The organism is Nocardia sp. NBC_01388 (assembly GCF_045040085.1).
Taxonomy (GTDB): Bacteria; Actinomycetota; Actinomycetes; order Mycobacteriales; family Mycobacteriaceae; genus Nocardia.
Map to the genome: position 1 here is coordinate 7,866,733 of NZ_CP109553.1, position 17,332 is coordinate 7,884,064.

A 17,332-nucleotide genomic window follows, 5' to 3' on the forward strand; every position below is an offset into this window, starting at 1 on the left:
GCTGGCATCCGGCCCCGCGGGCTATCCCGGACATGGACCGCGGGCCACCCCGGACATGGACGCGGGGCCTGCCCTGATGTGGGCAGACCCCGCTCGGGCGCGCGGTCAGTGTGGAATGGAGACCGCGGCGACGAATTCGGCGAGCTGCTTATCGCTGACGTTGCGGGCCAGATCGGATTCGCAGATCATGCCGATCAGGCGTTTGCCGTCTTTGACGTCGATGACCGGGAGCCGCTTGATCTGGTTCTGCTCCATGATGCCGAGAATCTCGGTGACGTCGGTTTCGGCGTCGACCCAGTACGGCGTGCCCTGGGCGAGGTCGCCGGCGCGCACCCGGCTGGGGTCGTGGCCTTCGGCAATGCACCGCACCACGATGTCACGATCGGTGAGCATGCCGATCATGCGGTCGTTATTGGAGATCGGCAGTGCTCCGACATCCGCATTGCGCATCATTTGCGCGGCTCGGTCCAGGGTTTCGTCGGCCGGGATGGTTTCCACCATGCGATGCATGATGTCGCGGGCTTTCATGGCTTTCACGCAGACCTCCTCATTGATGCGGATGGTGCATTGGCCACGTCACATCGTTACTCGGATCACAGCTGAGGTCAATGCGTGTTCCGGCGGCGCAGTCGCCCGGCGCCCGGGGCCGACAGCCAGACGACGAAGGCGAGCACGCCGTCCAGCGCCAGTGCCAGGGCCGCCACCAGGATGGCTCCGACCAGCACGCGGTCGTATTTGTAGAGCCCGATGCCGTCGAAGATGTAGCGGCCGAGTCCACCCAGATTGACGTAGGCGGCAATGGTGGCGGTCGCGACCACCTGAAGTGTGGCCGCGCGCAGGCCGGTGAGCAGGACGGGCAGCGCATTGGGCAGTTCGACGCGGAAGAGCACCTGGCGTTCGGTCATGCCCATGGCGCGCGAAGCGTCCACCACCGCCGGATCGACAGTGGCGATACCGGCGTAGGCGCCCGCCAGCAGCGGCGGAATCCCGACGGTCAGCAGCGCCAGGATCGGCGGGAACAGCCCCAGTCCGAGCAGCAGCACCACGAAGGTGAGCAGGCCCAGGGTCGGCAGGGCGCGCATGGCATTGGCGAAGCCGACGATGACGGCGGACCCGCGGTGGGTGTGGCCCACCACCAGCCCGATCGGCAGCGCGATCAGCGCCGAGAGCCCTACGGCGAGCACGCTGTACCAAAGATGCTGTGCGATACGGGTTTCGATGCCGGTGGGCCCGGACCAGTTCGCGCCGTCGGTGAGAAAATGCCAGGCGTCGAGGAAAAGGTTCATGCCGCAGCGTCTTTCGCCCGGCGGCCGGGTATCGCGCCGGCGCGCAGCCACGGGGTGGCCAGCCGCCCGAGCAGATACAGCAGCCGGTCCATGATCAGCGCCAGCGCCAGCACCACGATGATGCCCGCCACGATCTCGTCCGGATAGTCGCGCTGATAGCCCTGGGTGAAGAGCTTGCCGAGTCCGCCCACGCCGATGAGCGCGCCGACGGTCACCATGGAGATATTGGTGACCGCGACCACGCGCAGATTGGCGACGAAAACCGGTAGGGCGAGCGGGAAGTCGACGGTGAGCACGCGGCGCAGCGGCGTATAGCCGATGGCGTCGGCGGCATCGAGTACCCCGGCGGGCACCGAATCCAGGGCGGCGGGCACCGCCGTCACCAGCAGCGCCACCGAGTAGATGGTCAGTGCGATAACCACATTCAGCGGATCGATGACGGCAATGCCGACCAGCGGGGGAATGATCACGAACAGTGCCAGCGAGGGAATCGTGAAGGCGATGCTCGCGGCGGTGGTGGTGATGCGGCGCAACCAGCGCAGCCGGTGCGCCAGGGCCCCGGCGGGAATGGCGATGACCAGGCCGATGAGCAGCGGTAGCAGAGCCAGGTACAGATGGGTGCGCGCGTATCCGGCGATCTCCGCGAAATTGTCGAGGAGATACTTCACTTGGCCGCCTCCTCCTCGAAGAAGGCGCGATTGCGTTCGGCGTCCTCGGCGGCGCGCTGCCGGGTCAGTTGTTCGAGCACGTCGGTGGCGAGGATGCCGCCGCGCACCGCGCCGGAATGTTCCACGGCCACACCGATTTCGGCGGGGGAGGAGATGGCGGCGTCGAGGGCCTGGCGCAGGTCGCCGTCCGGCGGGTAGAGCGATCCGCCCGCGGCCATGCTGTCCGCGAGTGCGCGGCCGGCCCGCACTCCCTCCAATCCGGTGGTGTCGATCCAGCCGAGCGGACGCCGATCGGGATCGACGACCAGCCGCCATTCGCCCTTGTTCAGCCGCAGTCCGGCGACCTGTTCCGGCGTGATGACGGCGAGCTCGTGCAGTGGCACCGCGGACGCACTGCGGAAGGACAGCTCCCGGTAGCCGCGATCGCGGCCGACGAAGCCGGCCACGAAATCCGTTGCGGGCTGGGAGAGTACGCGCTGCGGTTCGTCGTACTGCTGCAGATGCCCGTCGGGTCCGAAGACGGCGACCCGATCGCCGAGTTTGATGGCTTCGTCGATATCGTGCGTCACGAAAACGATCGTCTTGTGCATTTCGGCCTGCAGTCGCTGCATTTCGGTCTGCAGTTCGGCGCGCACCACCGGATCGACGGCGCTGAACGGTTCGTCCATCAGCAGGATGGGCGGATCGGCGGCCAGCGCCCGCGCCACGCCGACGCGTTGCTGCTGGCCGCCGGACAGCTGGGCCGGATACCGCTGCGCCAGTGCGCGATCCAGGCCGACCCGATCCAGTAGTTCCAGGGCGGCGCCGCGGGCCGCGCGGCGGGAGGTGCCGCGCAGCACCGGCACGGTGGCCACATTGTCGAGCACGGTGCGGTGCGGCAGCAGCCCGCCGTTCTGGATCACATAGCCGATGCCGAGCCGCAGCTGAACCGGATTGATCGTCGAAATATCCTTCGCGGCAATGGAAATCGTGCCGCTGGTCGGTGCGATCATCCGGTTGATCATGCGCATGGCGGTGGTCTTGCCGCCGCCGGACGGGCCGACGAATACGGTGAACGAACCGGATTCGATGCGCAGGCTGAGGTCGTGCACGGCGGTGGTCCCGCCCGGGTAGGTCTTGGTCACTCCGCTGAACTCGATGTCGGACACCGTTTTCCGCCTTCTATCCGATGGGCTTGGCCAGCCCCTGCGCCTGCACCCACGCCTTCGCGGCCGCGGCCGGTTCGGTTTTGGCGGAGCCGGAGACGGCGGTATTGAGCGAGATCAGTTCGGCGGTAGAGAGTTTCGCCGAGACGGCATTGAGCACCGCGAGCAACTTGTCGCTCTTCTTGGCGGTATTGAACAGCGGCACCACGTTCTGGGCCGCGAAGTTGTGGCTCGGATCGGCCAGTGCCACCAGATTATTGGTGGCGATATCAGGGGAGGTGGTGAAGATGTCGGCGGCCGTCACCTGGCCCTCGGTGAGTGCGCGCACGGTGGCCGGGCCGCCGCCGTCGGCGATGGGCACGAAATTGGCCGCCGAGATATCCAGGTTGTAGACCTTCTTCAATCCCGGCAGACCCCCTGGGCGCTCGGCGAATTCGGCCTGCGCGGCATATTTGACCTCGGCCGAATGCGGGGCCAGATCGGCGATGGTCTTGAGATTCCACCGCTGGGCGGTGCCGCTGGTGACGACCACCGCGTCGGAATCCTCGCCGGGCGCGGAGGCGCCGACACCGAGTTGATCGCCGAGCGCCTTGGTCAGCGCGGCGTCCACATCGGCGGGGGAGGTGGCGGTCGCGGTCTTGTCCAGGTACTGCAGCAGGTTACCGGTGTAGTCCGGGATCAGGTCGATGGCGCACTGGCGCAGCGCGGGCACATAGGCTTCGCGGCTGCCGATATTGAGTTTGGTGTCGATCTGGAAGCCATTGGCGCGCAGTGCTTCCGCATAGACATCGGCGACGGTTTCCGATTCCGGGAAGTTGGCCGAACCAACGGTGAGCTTATCGGTGCCGCCTCCGCAGTCGCTCTTGCCGCCGAGGGGATTGTCGGAATTGCCGCCGCAGGCGGAGGCGGCCATGGCCGCTGCGAGTGCCACTGCGGCGGCCAGGATGCGTAGCACGGTGCGGGCGGTGCGCCTGCCGTCGGCGCGCGTGGTGATGAGCGAATGCACTGTCGTCCTTCCGAGCGGGGGTTATGCGGGGCTCTCCGGCACAAGGTCGCATCGGGAGAACCAACCTGGTTGTCCATACTGCCCGTTTTGTTCTCCGAACGTTGCCTACCCAGGGTTGGTTTCTTTATGCGCCGTCCGCCGGCACTCGCTCCGCGCCGGTGAGACACGCTGGAGCCGACCCGATCCCGCGCCGAGTCCTCCGGCGCGGCAGACTGTTGCGCATGTTGGGCAGCACAGACTCCCGCGCGCTGATTCGCGGCCTCCGGCGTTCCCGCGTGGTTCTGCTGCGCTCCGCGCTGGCCGTGATGATGGCGGCGCTGGCCGCCGCCTGCGGGTCCGGTGACAACCAACCGGTGCTGACCGTCGGCGCCGGTGACTCCGCGCAGTCCGGCATGCTCGCCGAGATCTATGCCGGCGCGCTGGCCCGCACCGGCGCGCGCACCGCGGTCAAAGGCGGGCTCGGCCAGCGCCCCGGCTACCTGGCGGCCCTGGACGCCGATACCGCCGCGGTGGCCGGAGACATCAGCGGCGATCTGCTCAGCACTCTCGACTCCTCCTCCGCCGCACGGCTTCCCGACGACGTCAACAAGGCGCTGAACAGCGCGCTGCCCGAGGGTTTGATCGTCGGCGACGTGGCCGACGGCACCGATCTGCGCCCGACGGTGGTGGCCCTCACCACGCGTGTCGACGAGTACCCGTCCTCACTGCGGGACCTCGCTCCCCGCTGCGCCGACCTCACCATCGGCATAGCCACCGGTATTCCACTGGACCCCATGCGCGCACCCCTGGACCCGGAACGCGATGTGGTCGCCCCGCTGCAGGCCGCCTACGGCTGCGCCGTCGCGCACCCCGTCACCTTCCCCACCACCGAGGACCTCCGAAAAGCCCTGTCCGCCGGAGAAATCCAACTGGCAGTCCTCTCCGGCCCCCCGGCCTACCTCCCCGACGGCGGCGCCGGCCTCACCCCCCTCGCGGACCCCGCCTACGCCTTCCGCGCCGCCAGCGCCCTCCCGATCATCCGCAAAGGCGCCCTCACCGACCCGCAACTCCGCAAACTCAACTACGTAGCAGGCGAACTCACCACCACCGACCTCGCCGATATGATCCGCCAGCTCCGCGACAACCACGCCGCCCCCGCCAGCCTGGCCCGCGACTGGCTCGACGCCCACGCTCTCTGATTCGCCTGCGCGGCACACGAATCCGTCCAGGGCCGCTCAGAGATGTGCGGCGGCGGAGGGGTCCTGGCTCAGGGCCAGGGCGGGGAGGGAGATTACGAGCATGTCCACCAGGGCGTCGCGGGTGACGGGGGCTTCGCGGAGCCAGGTGAGGGTGGTCTCTTCGACGAAGGCGATCCAGCCTCGGACCGCCAGGCCCAGGAGTGGGCCGTCGGCGTTCTCGACGAGGCGGGGGGCTTCGGAGAGGATGCGGTCGACCTGGGCCTGACGGTGGGCGTCGACCATGGCGACCAGTTCGGGGCTGGCGCTGGCGGGTCCGCGCAGGAGGGCCAGGTACGAGGTGCGGTTCTCGCTGACGTAGTCGACGTAGCGCTCGAGGGAGTCGCGCAGCATGTCGAAGGGGTCCAGATTCGGGTCCGGCGTGGTGCGTTCCAGCAGCTGCGCATTGGCGTGCGCGACGATCGCGAGGTGGAAGTCCTGTTTGGTGGGGAAGTAGTGGAAGAGCAGGCCGCGGGAGATGCCGGCCTGTTCGGCGATCTCGCTGATGGAGACGTCTTCCAGGGCGCGTTCGCGCAGCATGCGGGCGCCCAGTGTGATCAACTGCTGGCGACGTTCGTCGGGGCTCAGGCGTGTGCGTTTGGCCCCGGAATCCGGTTTGCTCACGCTGTGCTCCTTGGTCATGGGTCCAATCTTACTGAACGCGAGTCAATACTGTTGACTCCAACTCAATAAGACCCTACGCTCGGATATATGAGTCGCAAGGTTACAGACAAGGCTGTCGGCAACCGTCCCGTACGGCACTCCCGCATCATCATCGTCGGCAGCGGGTTCTCGGGCCTGGGCATGGCAATCCGGCTGAGCCAGCAGGGTCGCAACGACTATCTCGTGCTCGAGCGCGGTAATGATGTCGGCGGCACCTGGCGGGACAACACCTATCCCGGCGCGGCTTGCGATGTGCCGTCGCAGCTGTACTCGTACTCCTTCGCGCTCAATCCGGACTGGTCGCGCTCGTTCTCCAAGCAGCCGGAGATCCAGAAGTACATTCAGACCGTCGCCGCCAAGTACAACGTGCGCGACAAGCACATCTTCAATTGCGATATGACCGGCGCACAGTGGAACAACGACACGGCCCGCTGGGAGATCCAGACCAGCCAGGGCGATTTCACCGCCGAGATCCTCATCTCCGCCGTCGGTGCGCTCTGTGAGCCGAACCTGCCGGATATCAAGGGCCTCAACGACTTCCAGGGCGAGATCTTCCACTCCGCTCGCTGGGACCACGACGCCGATCTGACCGGCAAGCGCGTCGCCGTCATCGGCACCGGCGCCTCCGCGATCCAGATCGTGCCGAGCATTGCCAAGCAGGTCGCGCATCTGGACCTCTACCAGCGCACCGCCCCGTGGCTGCTGCCGCGCGCGGACCGCCCGTACCTGGCGCCGGAAAAGCTTGCCTTCAAATACATTCCGGGTGTGCAGGCGCTCTCGCGCGCCGCCATCTACGCCGCGCGCGAGACCCAGGTCGTCGGCCTGGCCAAGTTCCCGCCCGCCATGAAGATCCTGGAGACCGTCGCGCGCGCCAAGCTGCGCATCGAGGTCAAGGATCCGGAGCTGCGCAAGAAGGTCACCCCGAACTTCCGCATCGGGTGCAAGCGCATGCTCATCTCGAACGAGTACTACCCGGCGCTGGGCCGCGACAATGTCGATGTCGTCACCGACGGCATCCAGGAGATTCGCGGCAATTCCGTCGTCACCAAGGACGGCGTCGAGCGCGAGGTGGACGCCATCATCGTGGCGACCGGCTTCCATGTCACCGATTCGCCTGCCTACGAGACCATTTCCGGTCGCGACGGCCGCACGATGTCGGAGGTCTTCGACGCCATCGGCCAGCAGGGTTACAAGGGTTCGGCCATCAACAACTACCCGAACATGTTCTTCATGCTCGGCCCGAATGTCGGCCTGGGCCACACCTCGATGGTGTACATGATCGAATCGCAGATCAATTACATTGCCGACGCCGTGGCTACCATCGACAAGCTGGGCCTGCGTACTGTCGAGGTCCGCAAGGATGTGCAGGACGAATACAACGTCGATCTGCAGAAGAAGCTCACCGGCGCGGTGTGGAACACCGGCGGTTGCGCCTCCTGGTACCTCGACAAGCACGGCAACAACACCACACTGTGGCCGGATTTCACCTTCCGCTTCCGTGGTCTGCTCGAGAAGTTCGATGTGGACGCGTACGAGACCTCCACGGCCGCAGTACCTGTCGCTTAAACCTCCGACTCACCCCGCCACGTCATTCGGAGCGGGACCTAGACAATCGAAAGTGGTAAACCCGTGAGCAACGATGCTTACTTCAAGGACAAGGTCTGCGTGATCACCGGCGCCGGATCCGGTATCGGCCGCGCCCTCGCGGAGAACCTGGGCCGTCGCGGGGCCAAGCTCGCGCTGTCGGATATCGACACCGAAGGTCTCGCCGAGACCGTCAAGCGGTGCGAGAAGTTCGGCGTCGACATCAAATCCGATCGCCTGAACGTCGCCGAGCGCGAATCCGTTCTGCTCTACGCCGATGCGGTGAAGAAGCACTTCGGCAAGGTCAACCAGATCTACAACAATGCCGGAATCGCGCACCACGGTGATGTGATCAAGACGGACTTCAAAGACATCGACCGCATCATGGATGTCGATTTCTACGGAGTCGTCAACGGCACCAAGGCATTCCTGCCGTACCTCATCGAATCCGGCTCCGGCCACGTGGTGAACATCTCCAGCCTGTTCGGCCTGATCGCGGTGCCCGGCCAGAGTGCTTACAACGCAGCGAAATTCGCGGTGCGCGGCTTCACCGAGGCGCTGCGCCAGGAAATGCTGATCAGCGGCGATCCGGTCAAGGTGACCTGTGTGCACCCCGGCGGCATCAAGACCGCGGTGGCCCGCAATTCCACCGTCGCCGAGGGCCTGGACCAGAAGAACCTGGCCGCCCTGTTCGACAAGCAGCTCGCCCTGCACACCCCGGAAATGGCCGCGCAGACCATTACCGAGGGCGTGGCCCGTGGCCACGGCCGGGTGCTGATCGGCTGGGAGGCAAAGCTTCTCGACCTTTTCGTGCGCAGTACCGGTTCGTACTACCAGCGCATCTCCGCCGTGGTTCAGAAGCGTTTCCTGCCTTAGGAATTCGATATGCCCGATGTGAAACTGCCCCTACCCGTTGCCCGCCTGGTCCTGCATCCGATGTTCCGTGTGATATTGAACAAGCGGCTGCCGTTCGCGGCGCAGCGGGCGCTGATGAATCTGAGCGCGCCCGCCCAGGGCGCCCCGCGTGGCATCCATGTGGAGCGGGTCCGGCTGGGCGGGCGGCCCGCCGAGCGGGTCACGCTCGGCCCCGCCACCGATACCGCCACCGTGCTCTACCTGCACGGCGGCGGTTATACGGTCGGCTCGCCCGTCACGCACCGCCCGCTGGCGGGTTATTTGGCGCGCGAAACCGGTTGCCCGATACAGGTATTGGACTACCGGCTGGCGCCCGAGCATCCGTTCCCGGCCGCGCTCGACGATGCCGAGGCGGCGTTCCTGGAACTGGTCGCCTTCGGCTACCAGCCGGAACGCATTGCGGTGGCCGGTGATTCGGCCGGCGGCGGGCTCTCGCTGGCCCTGGCGCTGCGCCTGCGGGACAAGCACGGCATGACCCCGGCGGCGCTGGGTCTCATCGCGCCGTGGGGCGATCCCAACGAGGTTCCGGTCCGCACCCGCGATCTGGTCATCAACAAGCCGTGGTCGCGGGCCTGCGCGGCCGCCTACCTCGGCAACGGCGATGGTTCCGACACCGGCTACGCGCCGATGCTCGGCGATCTGCACGGGCTGCCGCCCACCTATGTGCAGGCCGACAGGTCCGAACTGCTGCACGAGCAGTGCACGCGGCTGGTCGCGAAATTGCGCGCGGCGGGTGTCGACACCCGGTTCACCGAGACCGACGGCCTCTGGCACGTGTCGCAATTGCAGGCATCCCTGGTCGCTCCGGCGGCGGCGATTACCCGCGAACTCGGTGAGTTCTTGCGACAGGCACTTCGACCTGCACAAACTCGATCCATAGGATAGAGGCGGTACCGATCGCGGCGCCCGTTCGAACAGCAAACGAGAACCTGTTCGGGCGGGCTGCCGGGTGTGACATGTAAGCGTGGCGTAAATTACCCGCCGGTATAACTCACTGTGGAAGGGCAACGATGCGAGAGTTCGAAGTCCCGGCTACCTACACCATTCCGGAAAACGCCAATATGTCGGACGGTGCGTTCCGGCATGCTGAGAAGACCCCTGAACTGGTCGTCTTCAATGTTCCGGACGGTAAGGGCGGCTGGAGCGACGTCACGGCGACGGAATTCGCGAAGGCCGTCACCGGCGTTGCCAAGGGACTGGTCGCCTCCGGCATCGAACTCGGGGACCGCGTCGCCATCATGGCCGCCACCTCTTACGAGTGGGTCGTGCTGGACTTCGCCATCTGGGCCGCCGGTGGTTGCACCGTCGCCATCTTCGACAGTTCTTCGGCCGAGCAGGTCCGCTGGATCCTCGCCGATTCCGCCACCAAGATCACCGTTGTGCAGAACGAGAAGCACCGGGCCACCATCGCGGAAATCGAAGGCGGACTCGGTGATCTGAAGGAAGTTCTGCAGGTCGACAAGGACGCGATCGGTGATCTGACCGCTCGCGGTGCGGATATCGACGACTCGGTGATCCACGAGCGCCGCGCGCAGGTGAAGGCCGAATCGCCCGCCACCCTCATCTACACCTCCGGCACCACCGGACGGCCCAAGGGAGTCATGCTCTCGCATGCCAACCTGTACGCCGAATCGGCCGCCGACCGCTCCGCCATGAGCGAATTCCTGCGCCCCGGTCAGCGGTCGCTGCTGTTCCTGCCGCTGGCGCACGTCTTCGCGCGGGCCGTCGCGCTGGCCGCCTTCGATGCCGGCGTCACCGTCGCGCACAGCTCCGACTGGTCCACGCTGGTCGAGCAGTTCGGGCAGTACAAGCCGAACTTCATCCTCTCGGTGCCGCGCGTGTTCGAGAAGGTCTTCAACGGCGCCAAGCAGAAGGCGCACGACGCCGGTAAGGGCAAGATCTTCGACTACGCCACCGATGTGGCTGTCGCCTACAGCGAATCGCTGCAGAACGGCGGCCCGGGCCTGGTCCTCGAGCTCAAGCACACAGTGCTCGACAAGCTGGTCTTCAGCAAGCTGCGCGAGGCCATGGGCGGGCAGTGCAGTTCCGCGGTATCCGGCGGCGGTCCGCTGGGCGCGCGCCTGGGCCACTACTTCCGCGGCGCCGGCGTCACCATCTACGAGGGCTACGGTCTGACCGAGTCCACCGCCGCCGTCAGCGTGAACACCCCCAAGCACATCAAGGTCGGCTCGGTCGGCCGCCCGCTGCCCGGCCACGGCGCCAAGGTCGCCGAGGACGGCGAGCTGTTCATCCGCGGACCGGTCGTCTTCTCCGGCTACTGGAAGAACCCCGAGGCCAGCGCCGACGCCTTCGCCGAAGACGGCTGGTTCAAGACCGGCGATCTGGGCGCGATCGACGAGAACGGCTTCATCTCCATCACCGGCCGCAAGAAGGAAATCCTCGTCACCGCCGGCGGTAAGAACGTCTCGCCGACCATGCTCGAGGATTCGCTGCGACAGAACCCGCTGATCAGCCAGGTCATGGTTGTCGGCGACGGCGAGCCGTTCATCGGCGCGCTCATCACCCTCGATCCCGAAGCGCTGCCGGGCTGGAAGGAACGCAACGGCATTCCGGCCGGCACCTCGATCGAGCACCTGATCGAGAACCCGGCACTGGTCGGGGAGATCAACGAGGCCGTCGCGGCCACCAACAAGCTGGTCTCGCACGCCGAGGCGATCAAGAAGATCCGCATTCTGCCGGTCGACTGGACCCAGGAGGGCGGCGAGCTCACCCCGAAGCTCTCGCTCAAGCGCAATGTGGTCATGAAGCAGTACGCGGCCGACGTGGCGGCCATCTACTCCTGAACCATCGAAAAGGGCGCTGCCGGCGGATATCTCGCAGGCAGCGCCCTTTGTCATGTGCGCCGAAGAACGGCATCGCGCACATCGACCTGCCGCTCGGCGACACCCTGTCGATGGCCTCCTCCGCCCGGCAGGACAGCAGGTCGATACCGCGAATTCGCCGCTGGCGGCCAGGCAACTCGGCAGGACCGAATGGGCCGAGGCATTCGCCATGGTCACCGATAAGTTCTCGGTGCCGTGGATGATCAACTACACCCCGGCCCAGTCGCGGCGACCGGCTTTCGCGGCTCGGCGTGCCGCTGGCCATAGCGCGTGCCGTCACCGGAATGTCATTTTCCGCGCGGGTCCCGGGGCTCGATACCGCAGTAGGGTCGGATTTGTGGCCGAGCGTGGACTGCGGATAGCTAGTGGAGTGGCAGCGGCCGGGGTGACCCTGGGTGTCGCCGAAGTGGTGTCTGTGCTGATCAGCCCCGATAGCTCGCCGTTGCAGGCGGTCGGGGCCTGGGTGATCGACCATACGCCCGATACCGTGCGCGAGCGGGTGATCGAGACCGTCGGCACCGATGACAAACTGCTGCTGTTCATTTCGATGGGCATTGTGACAGTGCTGGTCGCCGGGCTGGCGGGGTTTGCCGAACGGATACGGCGGCCGGTGGGATCGATCGCCTTCGCCGTCTTCGGGCTGCTGTCGCTGCTCGCGGCCGTGGGTCGCCCGGAGGCCGGATGGACGTGGGCGTTGCCCTCCCTGCTGGGCGCCTGGGCTGGCATTGCGGTGCTGCGCAACCTGATTCGGCGTGTCGAGGAATTCGCCGCAGCATCGGCGGAGCTCGTCTCGAAAGAAGCTGCGGCGGAAGCGCTTACGAAGATTTCGGCAACCGGCGGGGCGGTGGCTCCGGTCGGGCCTGCAACGGATCTGCGCGGAATCGGTCCGGCCGCGGGCGAATCCGCTGGGGCGGATGATATTTCGCCTGACGCGGCTGCGAATACTGCGGTGGCCGCCGGATCCGTGCCCGGTGGTGCCGGTCGATCGGCCGCGGACGACTCCGGGTTCGAGCCGGCGCTGCAGCGGCGACAGGTCGTGCGGGGCATAGTGATTGCCGCGGCGGCGGGCATCGGCGCCGGTGTGGTGGGGCGCGTGCTGGGGCTGCGCTCGCACAATGTGTCGAGTGAGCGCGCCGAGGTGCAGTTGCCGTCTCCGGCCGGGCCGGTGCCCGTGGTCGATCCGGCGGCGGATCTCAAAATCCCCGGCCTCACGCCGTATCTCACGTCGAATGCCGGCTTCTACCGGATCGATACCGCGCTGACCGTCCCGCAGGTGAGCAAGGACAGCTGGTCACTGCGCATTCACGGCATGGTGGATCGCGAAATACGGCTCACCTATGCCGATCTCGCCGCCCGGAAGGCCGTCGAGAAGCTGGTGACGCTGACCTGTGTCTCCAATCCGGTCGGCGGAGATCTCATCGGCAATGCCAGCTGGCTGGGCTATCGGCTGGACGAGCTGCTCACCGAGGCGGGTCCGCATCCCGATGCGGATATGGCGCTCTCCACCAGTGTCGACGGCTTCACCGCGGGCAGCCCGCTGGCCGCTCTCATGGACGGCCGCGACGCCCTGCTGGCCGTGGGCATGAACGGTGAACCGCTGCCCACGGCGCACGGATATCCGGTGCGACTGGTGGTGCCGGGCCTGTACGGCTATGTCTCGGCGACCAAATGGGTGACCGATATCGAGATCACGAGATTCGATCGCGCGCAGGCGTATTGGACCAAGCGCGGCTGGTCGCAGGACGGCCCGATCAAGACCGGTACCCGCATCGACACCCCGACGGCGAGTTCGCTCGCACCGGGCCGGGTCACCGTTGCCGGGGTGGCGTGGGCGCAGCACCGGGGCATCGAGGCGGTCGAGGTGCGAATCGACAATGGTGCGTGGCAGCCTGCGCGACTGGCCGCCGAACCGTCGATCGATACCTGGCGGCAGTGGGCTTTCGATTGGCAGGCCACCTCCGGTCTGCACACCGTGTGGGCGCGCGCCACCGACGGCTCCGGTGTGGTGCAGACCTCCGATGTGGCCTATCCGGTGCCCGACGGTGCGACCGGTTACCCCTCGATCTCTGTCCGAATCGGCTGAATTATCGCAATTGCCGGGGTGTTTGGAGCGCTGAAAATGCCGAACGCCCTTGTTGAAAGCGCGCGCGGTTTACGATCGGCCCGGCCGTCGACGCCCATCCAAGGGAGCGCGCATGACCGGAGTACTCGAATGGGCGCGGGCGGAAAACCTGCAGCCCGAACCGATCACCCTCGATGTCTGGAATCAACTACCCCGTGATTTCTGCCGACTCGTCGAAGTGGTGAACGGTGATGTGGTGCGCGCCGAACCGCCGGCGCATCGGCACGAGAACGCGGCCCGCCGGCTCGGTGTCATGATGGAGGCCGGCGCCGAAGCGCATATGAGCCGCTACAACGACGGCCCGCTGTACGTCGGCACCGATCAGGATGTGCTGCTGTGGGAATCGCCGCGGCTCACGCTGCGGCGGCCGGATATCGCCATGTTCTCTTGCGCGCCAACGGGTTCCGTGCCGCTGCCCGCCGCCCGGGTCAAGATCGCCGTCGAAGTGGTCTCGCCGGTGACCGAACGCGTCGACACCACCGACAAGCAGGCCGAATACGCGCAGGCGGGCATTCCCTGGTACTGGCTCGTGTATCTGGATCGCGATCATGTGACCGCCATTCAGACCCATGTGCTGGTGCTCGACCGCTATCGCCCGCATCGCCGGTTGCATCCGCTCGGCGGAGAATCCTTGGTGGACATGCCGATCGAGATTCGCATCGACTGGACGCGGCTCTACGGCCTGCTCTACTGACGGCTTCGCGCTACCGACGGGAGAGGCCCCCTCCGCAGCTGCGAAGAGGGCCTCCGTTGTGCCACAGGCTGATTCAGGCCGCCACATCCGCCTTGGCGGGTGCGGCCGCCGGCTTGCCGGGAGCCTTGCCGTGACCGATGAACAGCGCGGACGCCGCCACACCGATCAGCAGGATGCAGGCCGGCAGGTACATGGACTGGCTCAGCGCGGTGCTGATCCGGTCCGCGATCTCCGGCGGCAGCTTGGCCGAACCGCCGCCGCCCTCCATGGCGGGCCCGCCGCCCAGGTGCTGCGCCGCCAGACGCGACGACATCAGAGCCGCGATGGCTGCGGAGCCGAGCACCGAACCCACCTGACGGGTGGTGTTGTACACGCCCGCGCCCGCACCGGCCTGCTGAATCGGCAGGTTGTGGGTGGCGGTGGTGGCCAGCGGCGCCCAGATGCAGGCATTCGCGATACCGGCGACCGCGCCGATGACCAGGAACAGCGGGATCGAGGTGTCCGGCTTCATCAGTAGCGCGAAACCGAAGATGCTGGCCGCGAAGACCGCGAAGCCGATGGTCGGCAGCACCCGCGGCGGCATGCGGTCCGAGATCTTGCCGATGATCGGCGCGAACACGCCGGTCAGGATCGCCATCGGTGCCAGCACCAGTGCGGACCTGGTCGGCGACATGCCGTGCACCTGCTGCAGGAAGAAGTAGAACGGCACGAAGGTGGCGGTGATGGCCGCACCCATCGAGGCGATGGCCAGGCTCGACAGTGAGAAGTTGCGGTCCTTGAACAGGCTCATCGGCACCAGCGGCTCATCGCTGTTGCGGGCCTGATTGACCACGAACAGCGCGAGCACGACCAGCCCGCCGCCGATCATCAGCCAGGTGATGGTGTCCCAATCGCGGGTGCCGCCCTCCTGAATGCCGAACACCAGCAGGAACATGCCGATGCCCGAGAGCGCCACGCCCACGAAGTCGAACTTGTGCTCATGGGTTTCCAGTGCGGGCACCAGCCAGACCACCAGCGCGAACGCCACGACGCCGATCGGCACGTTCACATAGAAGATCCACTGCCAGCCCTTCCAATCGACCAGCACGCCGCCCAGGATGGGGCCGACGAGCGTGGCCAGACCGGCGACGCCGCCCCACAGACCCATGGCCGCGCCGCGCTTGTCCGGCGGGAAGGTGCGGGTGATGACGGCCATGGTCTGCGGCGTCATGAGCGCCGCGCCCAGGCCCTGCACGGCGCGGGCCGCGATGAGCATCTCGATGCTGCCCGATTCGGCGCACCACAGCGAGGCGGCGGTGAAGACGACCAGGCCGATGAGGTAGATGTTCTTGGGGCCGAAGCGATCGCCGAGGCGCCCGGCCACCAGCAGTGGTACGGCGTAGGCGAGCAGGTAGGCGCTGGTGACCCAGATGACCTTGTTGTAGTCGGCGTCGAAGGCCTCCTTGATCGCCGGATTGGCCACCGCGACGATGGTCATGTCCAGCAGGATCATGAAGAACCCGACAACCAGCGCGTATAGCGCCAACCACGGATTGCGTTGAGTGGACATGGGATTGGTTCCTATCTGAGGTCTGTGTTCACGGGACGATGCCCTTACGGACGGCCGCGAAGTCCGATTCGCTGAGGCCGGCGCCCCAACCGGCGCCCAGTTGCGCTTCACAATTGCTGTTGCGCTCACCGGTCTCCTCGCCGAAGCTGTCCCACGGCAGCTCGCCGCTCTCCAGTTCGGTGAGGACGCGGCGCAACCATTCGCCTTCGGTGACGGTCATGACGTGCAGGTACTCGATCACCATCCAGAAACGCCGCGGCACCTTCCGGGCGACGACCCAGTCCTGCAGCGCCTCGTATTCGGCGTTCTGGCCGTCGATCCAGGTGACGCGTTCGCGCAGCAAAACGATCACATCGTGCACTGGCAAATTGTGCGCCTCGGCCATTCCGACCGGAAAGATCGGGTACTCCTTGACGGGTCGTCGGAGGATTTCCGTGATCCGGTCGCGCAGGGTGTCGCGGCCCGCCGGGTTGATGCGGTAGGTGGTGCGTTCCGGCCGGTTACCGGCCCGATCCGTGCCCTCCGCGACCACCAGTTCCTGCTCGGCCAGCCGGGCCACCGTGTGATAGAGCGAGCCGGGTTTGATCTTCACCAGCTCGTCCTCGTGCCGGGTCATGAGTAGTTGGTACATCTCGTACGGATGCATCGGCTTCTCCTCGAGCAGCGCGAGCACAGCGACCCCCAACGGCGTCAGCGCCACACCCGTCTGCCTGTCAGCCATGAGGACCTCCATCCGATAAGCCGCTCGCCGACGCTACCGCCCGCCACCGACATCCTCCGCATCAAATATTCCGCGTGGAATATACGACGCGGAGGATTCCCCGCGCAAGTCATTACTGACCCGCCACCAAGGAGGCATGGAGTCGTAGGACACCTAGTCCGACCATGAGGCAGCCCACCGACTCGAGCCGGTGGGCTGCGGTGTTGCCTATCTCACCGAAACGGCCCGTGCCGCTTCGGTTTCAGTCCCGACTCAGGTGGGTGAAACTCGCAGCTGCCGCAGTTCGGGGACTGCGCGCTGGATGGTGACGAAGTCGGTGTCGTTGTGTACGACAGTTGCATTGTGGCGCAGGGCGATTGCGGCGATCTGGATGTCCGTGGTCTGAGCGCCGCGGCCGGCGCCGATCTTCCACAGCGCGGACCGGATGTGGGCTGCATGCTTCTCGACGTCGGCATCGGTTGGGAGCCAACGGAATACCGAGCCGTAGAGCTCGGTGATGAACCCGAGATCGCGCTTGTTCCGGGCGCTGAAGCGACCCTCGTCCATCGTGACCATCGATGAGCACAGCACGCCGAAAACGGCCAGCTCGTCCACGCGATGACGCACTGCCTGCTGTGTCCAATAGTGGGACATGACCGATTGGTCGAGCAGGTAGTGGGGCCGATCGCTACCGGCGGTCACGGCTCGTCCGAGGTGGTCACCTCAGCGAGTTCTTCCTCGGTTAGGAATGGGTTGTGATCCATACGCTGCAGCCGGGTCAACGCTTCGCGCTGCCGGTAGCCCTGAACGAGCTCCGCCATGGCGAGGTTGATGACCGCCTTCTTGGTGGTGAGGCCGGTGAGGCGCATTGCTTCGGCCAGCACTTCGTCGGGAATCTCGACTGTCGTAGCCATGAACACCTCCATATTATGATCTGCCGATA

The 17,332-nt window shown here is 66.3% G+C and carries 17 protein-coding genes; 7 read left to right on the forward strand and 10 right to left on the reverse strand.

Features of this window, described 5'->3' with window-relative positions:
* Nucleotides 1–105: 105 nt before the first annotated feature.
* From OG716_RS37230 to OG716_RS37250, 5 genes are all read right to left on the reverse strand, one after another.
* On the reverse strand, nt 106–528 hold the full coding sequence (locus OG716_RS37230) for a CBS domain-containing protein (RefSeq protein ID WP_405140187.1): 423 nt from the start codon (nt 526–528) through the stop codon (nt 106–108).
* Between the two features lie 77 nt (nt 529–605).
* On the reverse strand, nt 606–1,286 hold the full coding sequence (locus tag OG716_RS37235; protein WP_405134937.1) for an ABC transporter permease: 681 nt from the start codon (nt 1,284–1,286) through the stop codon (nt 606–608).
* Nucleotides 1,283–1,954: an ABC transporter permease gene (locus tag OG716_RS37240; RefSeq protein ID WP_405134938.1), complete on the reverse strand. Its 672-nt coding sequence runs from the start codon at nt 1,952–1,954 to the stop codon at nt 1,283–1,285. The genes OG716_RS37235 and OG716_RS37240 overlap by 4 nt, the downstream gene beginning before the upstream one ends.
* Complete coding sequence (locus OG716_RS37245; RefSeq protein WP_405134939.1) at nt 1,951–3,102, reverse strand: ABC transporter ATP-binding protein; 1,152 nt, start codon at nt 3,100–3,102, stop codon at nt 1,951–1,953. The genes OG716_RS37240 and OG716_RS37245 overlap by 4 nt, the downstream gene beginning before the upstream one ends.
* A 13-nt stretch (nt 3,103–3,115) precedes the next feature.
* Nucleotides 3,116–4,012, reverse strand: a complete 897-nt coding sequence (locus OG716_RS37250) for an ABC transporter substrate-binding protein (protein ID WP_355119809.1) — start codon at nt 4,010–4,012, stop codon at nt 3,116–3,118.
* A gap of 314 nt (nt 4,013–4,326) precedes the next feature.
* Between OG716_RS37250 and OG716_RS37255 the strand changes: the two genes are divergently transcribed.
* Entirely contained in the window at nt 4,327–5,283 is a 957-nt protein-coding gene (locus tag OG716_RS37255; protein ID WP_405134940.1) for a glycine betaine ABC transporter substrate-binding protein, read from the forward strand.
* Between the two features lie 36 nt (nt 5,284–5,319).
* Here the strand turns inward: OG716_RS37255 and OG716_RS37260 are convergent, their stop codons facing one another.
* On the reverse strand, nt 5,320–5,961 hold the full coding sequence (locus OG716_RS37260) for a TetR/AcrR family transcriptional regulator (RefSeq protein ID WP_355119098.1): 642 nt from the start codon (nt 5,959–5,961) through the stop codon (nt 5,320–5,322).
* Between the two features lie 69 nt (nt 5,962–6,030).
* Between OG716_RS37260 and OG716_RS37265 the strand changes: the two genes are divergently transcribed.
* The 6 genes from OG716_RS37265 (at nt 6,031) to OG716_RS37290 (ending at nt 14,140) form a co-directional block, all read left to right on the forward strand.
* Nucleotides 6,031–7,548 (forward strand): flavin-containing monooxygenase, encoded by a 1,518-nt coding sequence (locus tag OG716_RS37265; RefSeq protein ID WP_405134941.1) that lies wholly within the window; start codon nt 6,031–6,033, stop codon nt 7,546–7,548.
* Between the two features lie 63 nt (nt 7,549–7,611).
* On the forward strand, nt 7,612–8,442 hold the full coding sequence (locus tag OG716_RS37270; RefSeq protein ID WP_405134942.1) for an SDR family NAD(P)-dependent oxidoreductase: 831 nt from the start codon (nt 7,612–7,614) through the stop codon (nt 8,440–8,442).
* Nucleotides 8,443–8,451: 9 nt separating this feature from the next.
* The gene (locus OG716_RS37275) at nt 8,452–9,366 is read left to right on the forward strand and encodes an alpha/beta hydrolase (protein WP_405134943.1); all 915 of its coding nucleotides are present in this window, start codon (nt 8,452–8,454) and stop codon (nt 9,364–9,366) included.
* 125 nt (nt 9,367–9,491) lie between these two features.
* A complete protein-coding gene (locus OG716_RS37280) occupies nt 9,492–11,285 on the forward strand; it encodes an AMP-dependent synthetase/ligase (RefSeq protein ID WP_405134944.1) in 1,794 nt (597 codons plus the stop codon).
* A 376-nt stretch (nt 11,286–11,661) separates the two neighbouring features.
* The gene (locus OG716_RS37285) at nt 11,662–13,407 is read left to right on the forward strand and encodes a molybdopterin-dependent oxidoreductase (RefSeq protein WP_405134945.1); all 1,746 of its coding nucleotides are present in this window, start codon (nt 11,662–11,664) and stop codon (nt 13,405–13,407) included.
* Between the two features lie 112 nt (nt 13,408–13,519).
* Complete coding sequence (locus tag OG716_RS37290) at nt 13,520–14,140, forward strand: Uma2 family endonuclease (protein ID WP_405134946.1); 621 nt, start codon at nt 13,520–13,522, stop codon at nt 14,138–14,140.
* Between the two features lie 73 nt (nt 14,141–14,213).
* Here OG716_RS37290 and OG716_RS37295 read toward each other — a convergent pair whose 3' ends face one another.
* The 4 genes from OG716_RS37295 to OG716_RS37310 form a co-directional block, all read right to left on the reverse strand.
* Nucleotides 14,214–15,689 carry a DHA2 family efflux MFS transporter permease subunit gene (locus OG716_RS37295; protein ID WP_405134947.1) on the reverse strand — a complete coding sequence of 492 codons (1,476 nt, stop codon included), beginning with the start codon at nt 15,687–15,689 and terminating at the stop codon, nt 14,214–14,216.
* 28 nt (nt 15,690–15,717) lie between these two features.
* Nucleotides 15,718–16,410 carry a PadR family transcriptional regulator gene (locus OG716_RS37300; protein ID WP_405134948.1) on the reverse strand — a complete coding sequence of 231 codons (693 nt, stop codon included), beginning with the start codon at nt 16,408–16,410 and terminating at the stop codon, nt 15,718–15,720.
* A gap of 252 nt (nt 16,411–16,662) precedes the next feature.
* The gene (locus OG716_RS37305; protein ID WP_405134949.1) at nt 16,663–17,091 is read right to left on the reverse strand and encodes a type II toxin-antitoxin system VapC family toxin; all 429 of its coding nucleotides are present in this window, start codon (nt 17,089–17,091) and stop codon (nt 16,663–16,665) included.
* Nucleotides 17,088–17,303, reverse strand: coding sequence for a type II toxin-antitoxin system VapB family antitoxin (locus OG716_RS37310; RefSeq protein ID WP_405134950.1), 216 nt, complete (start codon nt 17,301–17,303; stop codon nt 17,088–17,090). The genes OG716_RS37305 and OG716_RS37310 overlap by 4 nt, the downstream gene beginning before the upstream one ends.
* Nucleotides 17,304–17,332 lie beyond the last annotated feature (29 nt).

Excerpts from the sequence above, each read along its gene's own strand:
- OG716_RS37230 (WP_405140187.1), bottom strand. The coding sequence starts at position 528 with ATGAAAGCCCGCGACATCATGCATCGCATGGTGGAAACCATCCCGGCC.
- OG716_RS37295 (WP_405134947.1), bottom strand. The coding sequence starts at position 15,689 with ATGTCCACTCAACGCAATCCGTGGTTGGCGCTATACGCGCTGGTTGTC.
- OG716_RS37310 (WP_405134950.1), bottom strand. The coding sequence starts at position 17,303 with ATGGCTACGACAGTCGAGATTCCCGACGAAGTGCTGGCCGAAGCAATG.
- OG716_RS37255 (WP_405134940.1), top strand. The coding sequence starts at position 4,327 with ATGTTGGGCAGCACAGACTCCCGCGCGCTGATTCGCGGCCTCCGGCGT.
- OG716_RS37290 (WP_405134946.1), top strand. The coding sequence starts at position 13,520 with ATGACCGGAGTACTCGAATGGGCGCGGGCGGAAAACCTGCAGCCCGAA.
- OG716_RS37260 (WP_355119098.1), bottom strand. The coding sequence starts at position 5,961 with ATGACCAAGGAGCACAGCGTGAGCAAACCGGATTCCGGGGCCAAACGC.
- OG716_RS37265 (WP_405134941.1), top strand. The coding sequence starts at position 6,031 with ATGAGTCGCAAGGTTACAGACAAGGCTGTCGGCAACCGTCCCGTACGG.
- OG716_RS37250 (WP_355119809.1), bottom strand. The coding sequence starts at position 4,012 with ATGGCCGCCTCCGCCTGCGGCGGCAATTCCGACAATCCCCTCGGCGGC.
- OG716_RS37275 (WP_405134943.1), top strand. The coding sequence starts at position 8,452 with ATGCCCGATGTGAAACTGCCCCTACCCGTTGCCCGCCTGGTCCTGCAT.
- OG716_RS37235 (WP_405134937.1), bottom strand. The coding sequence starts at position 1,286 with ATGAACCTTTTCCTCGACGCCTGGCATTTTCTCACCGACGGCGCGAAC.
- OG716_RS37300 (WP_405134948.1), bottom strand. The coding sequence starts at position 16,410 with ATGGCTGACAGGCAGACGGGTGTGGCGCTGACGCCGTTGGGGGTCGCT.
- OG716_RS37280 (WP_405134944.1), top strand. The coding sequence starts at position 9,492 with ATGCGAGAGTTCGAAGTCCCGGCTACCTACACCATTCCGGAAAACGCC.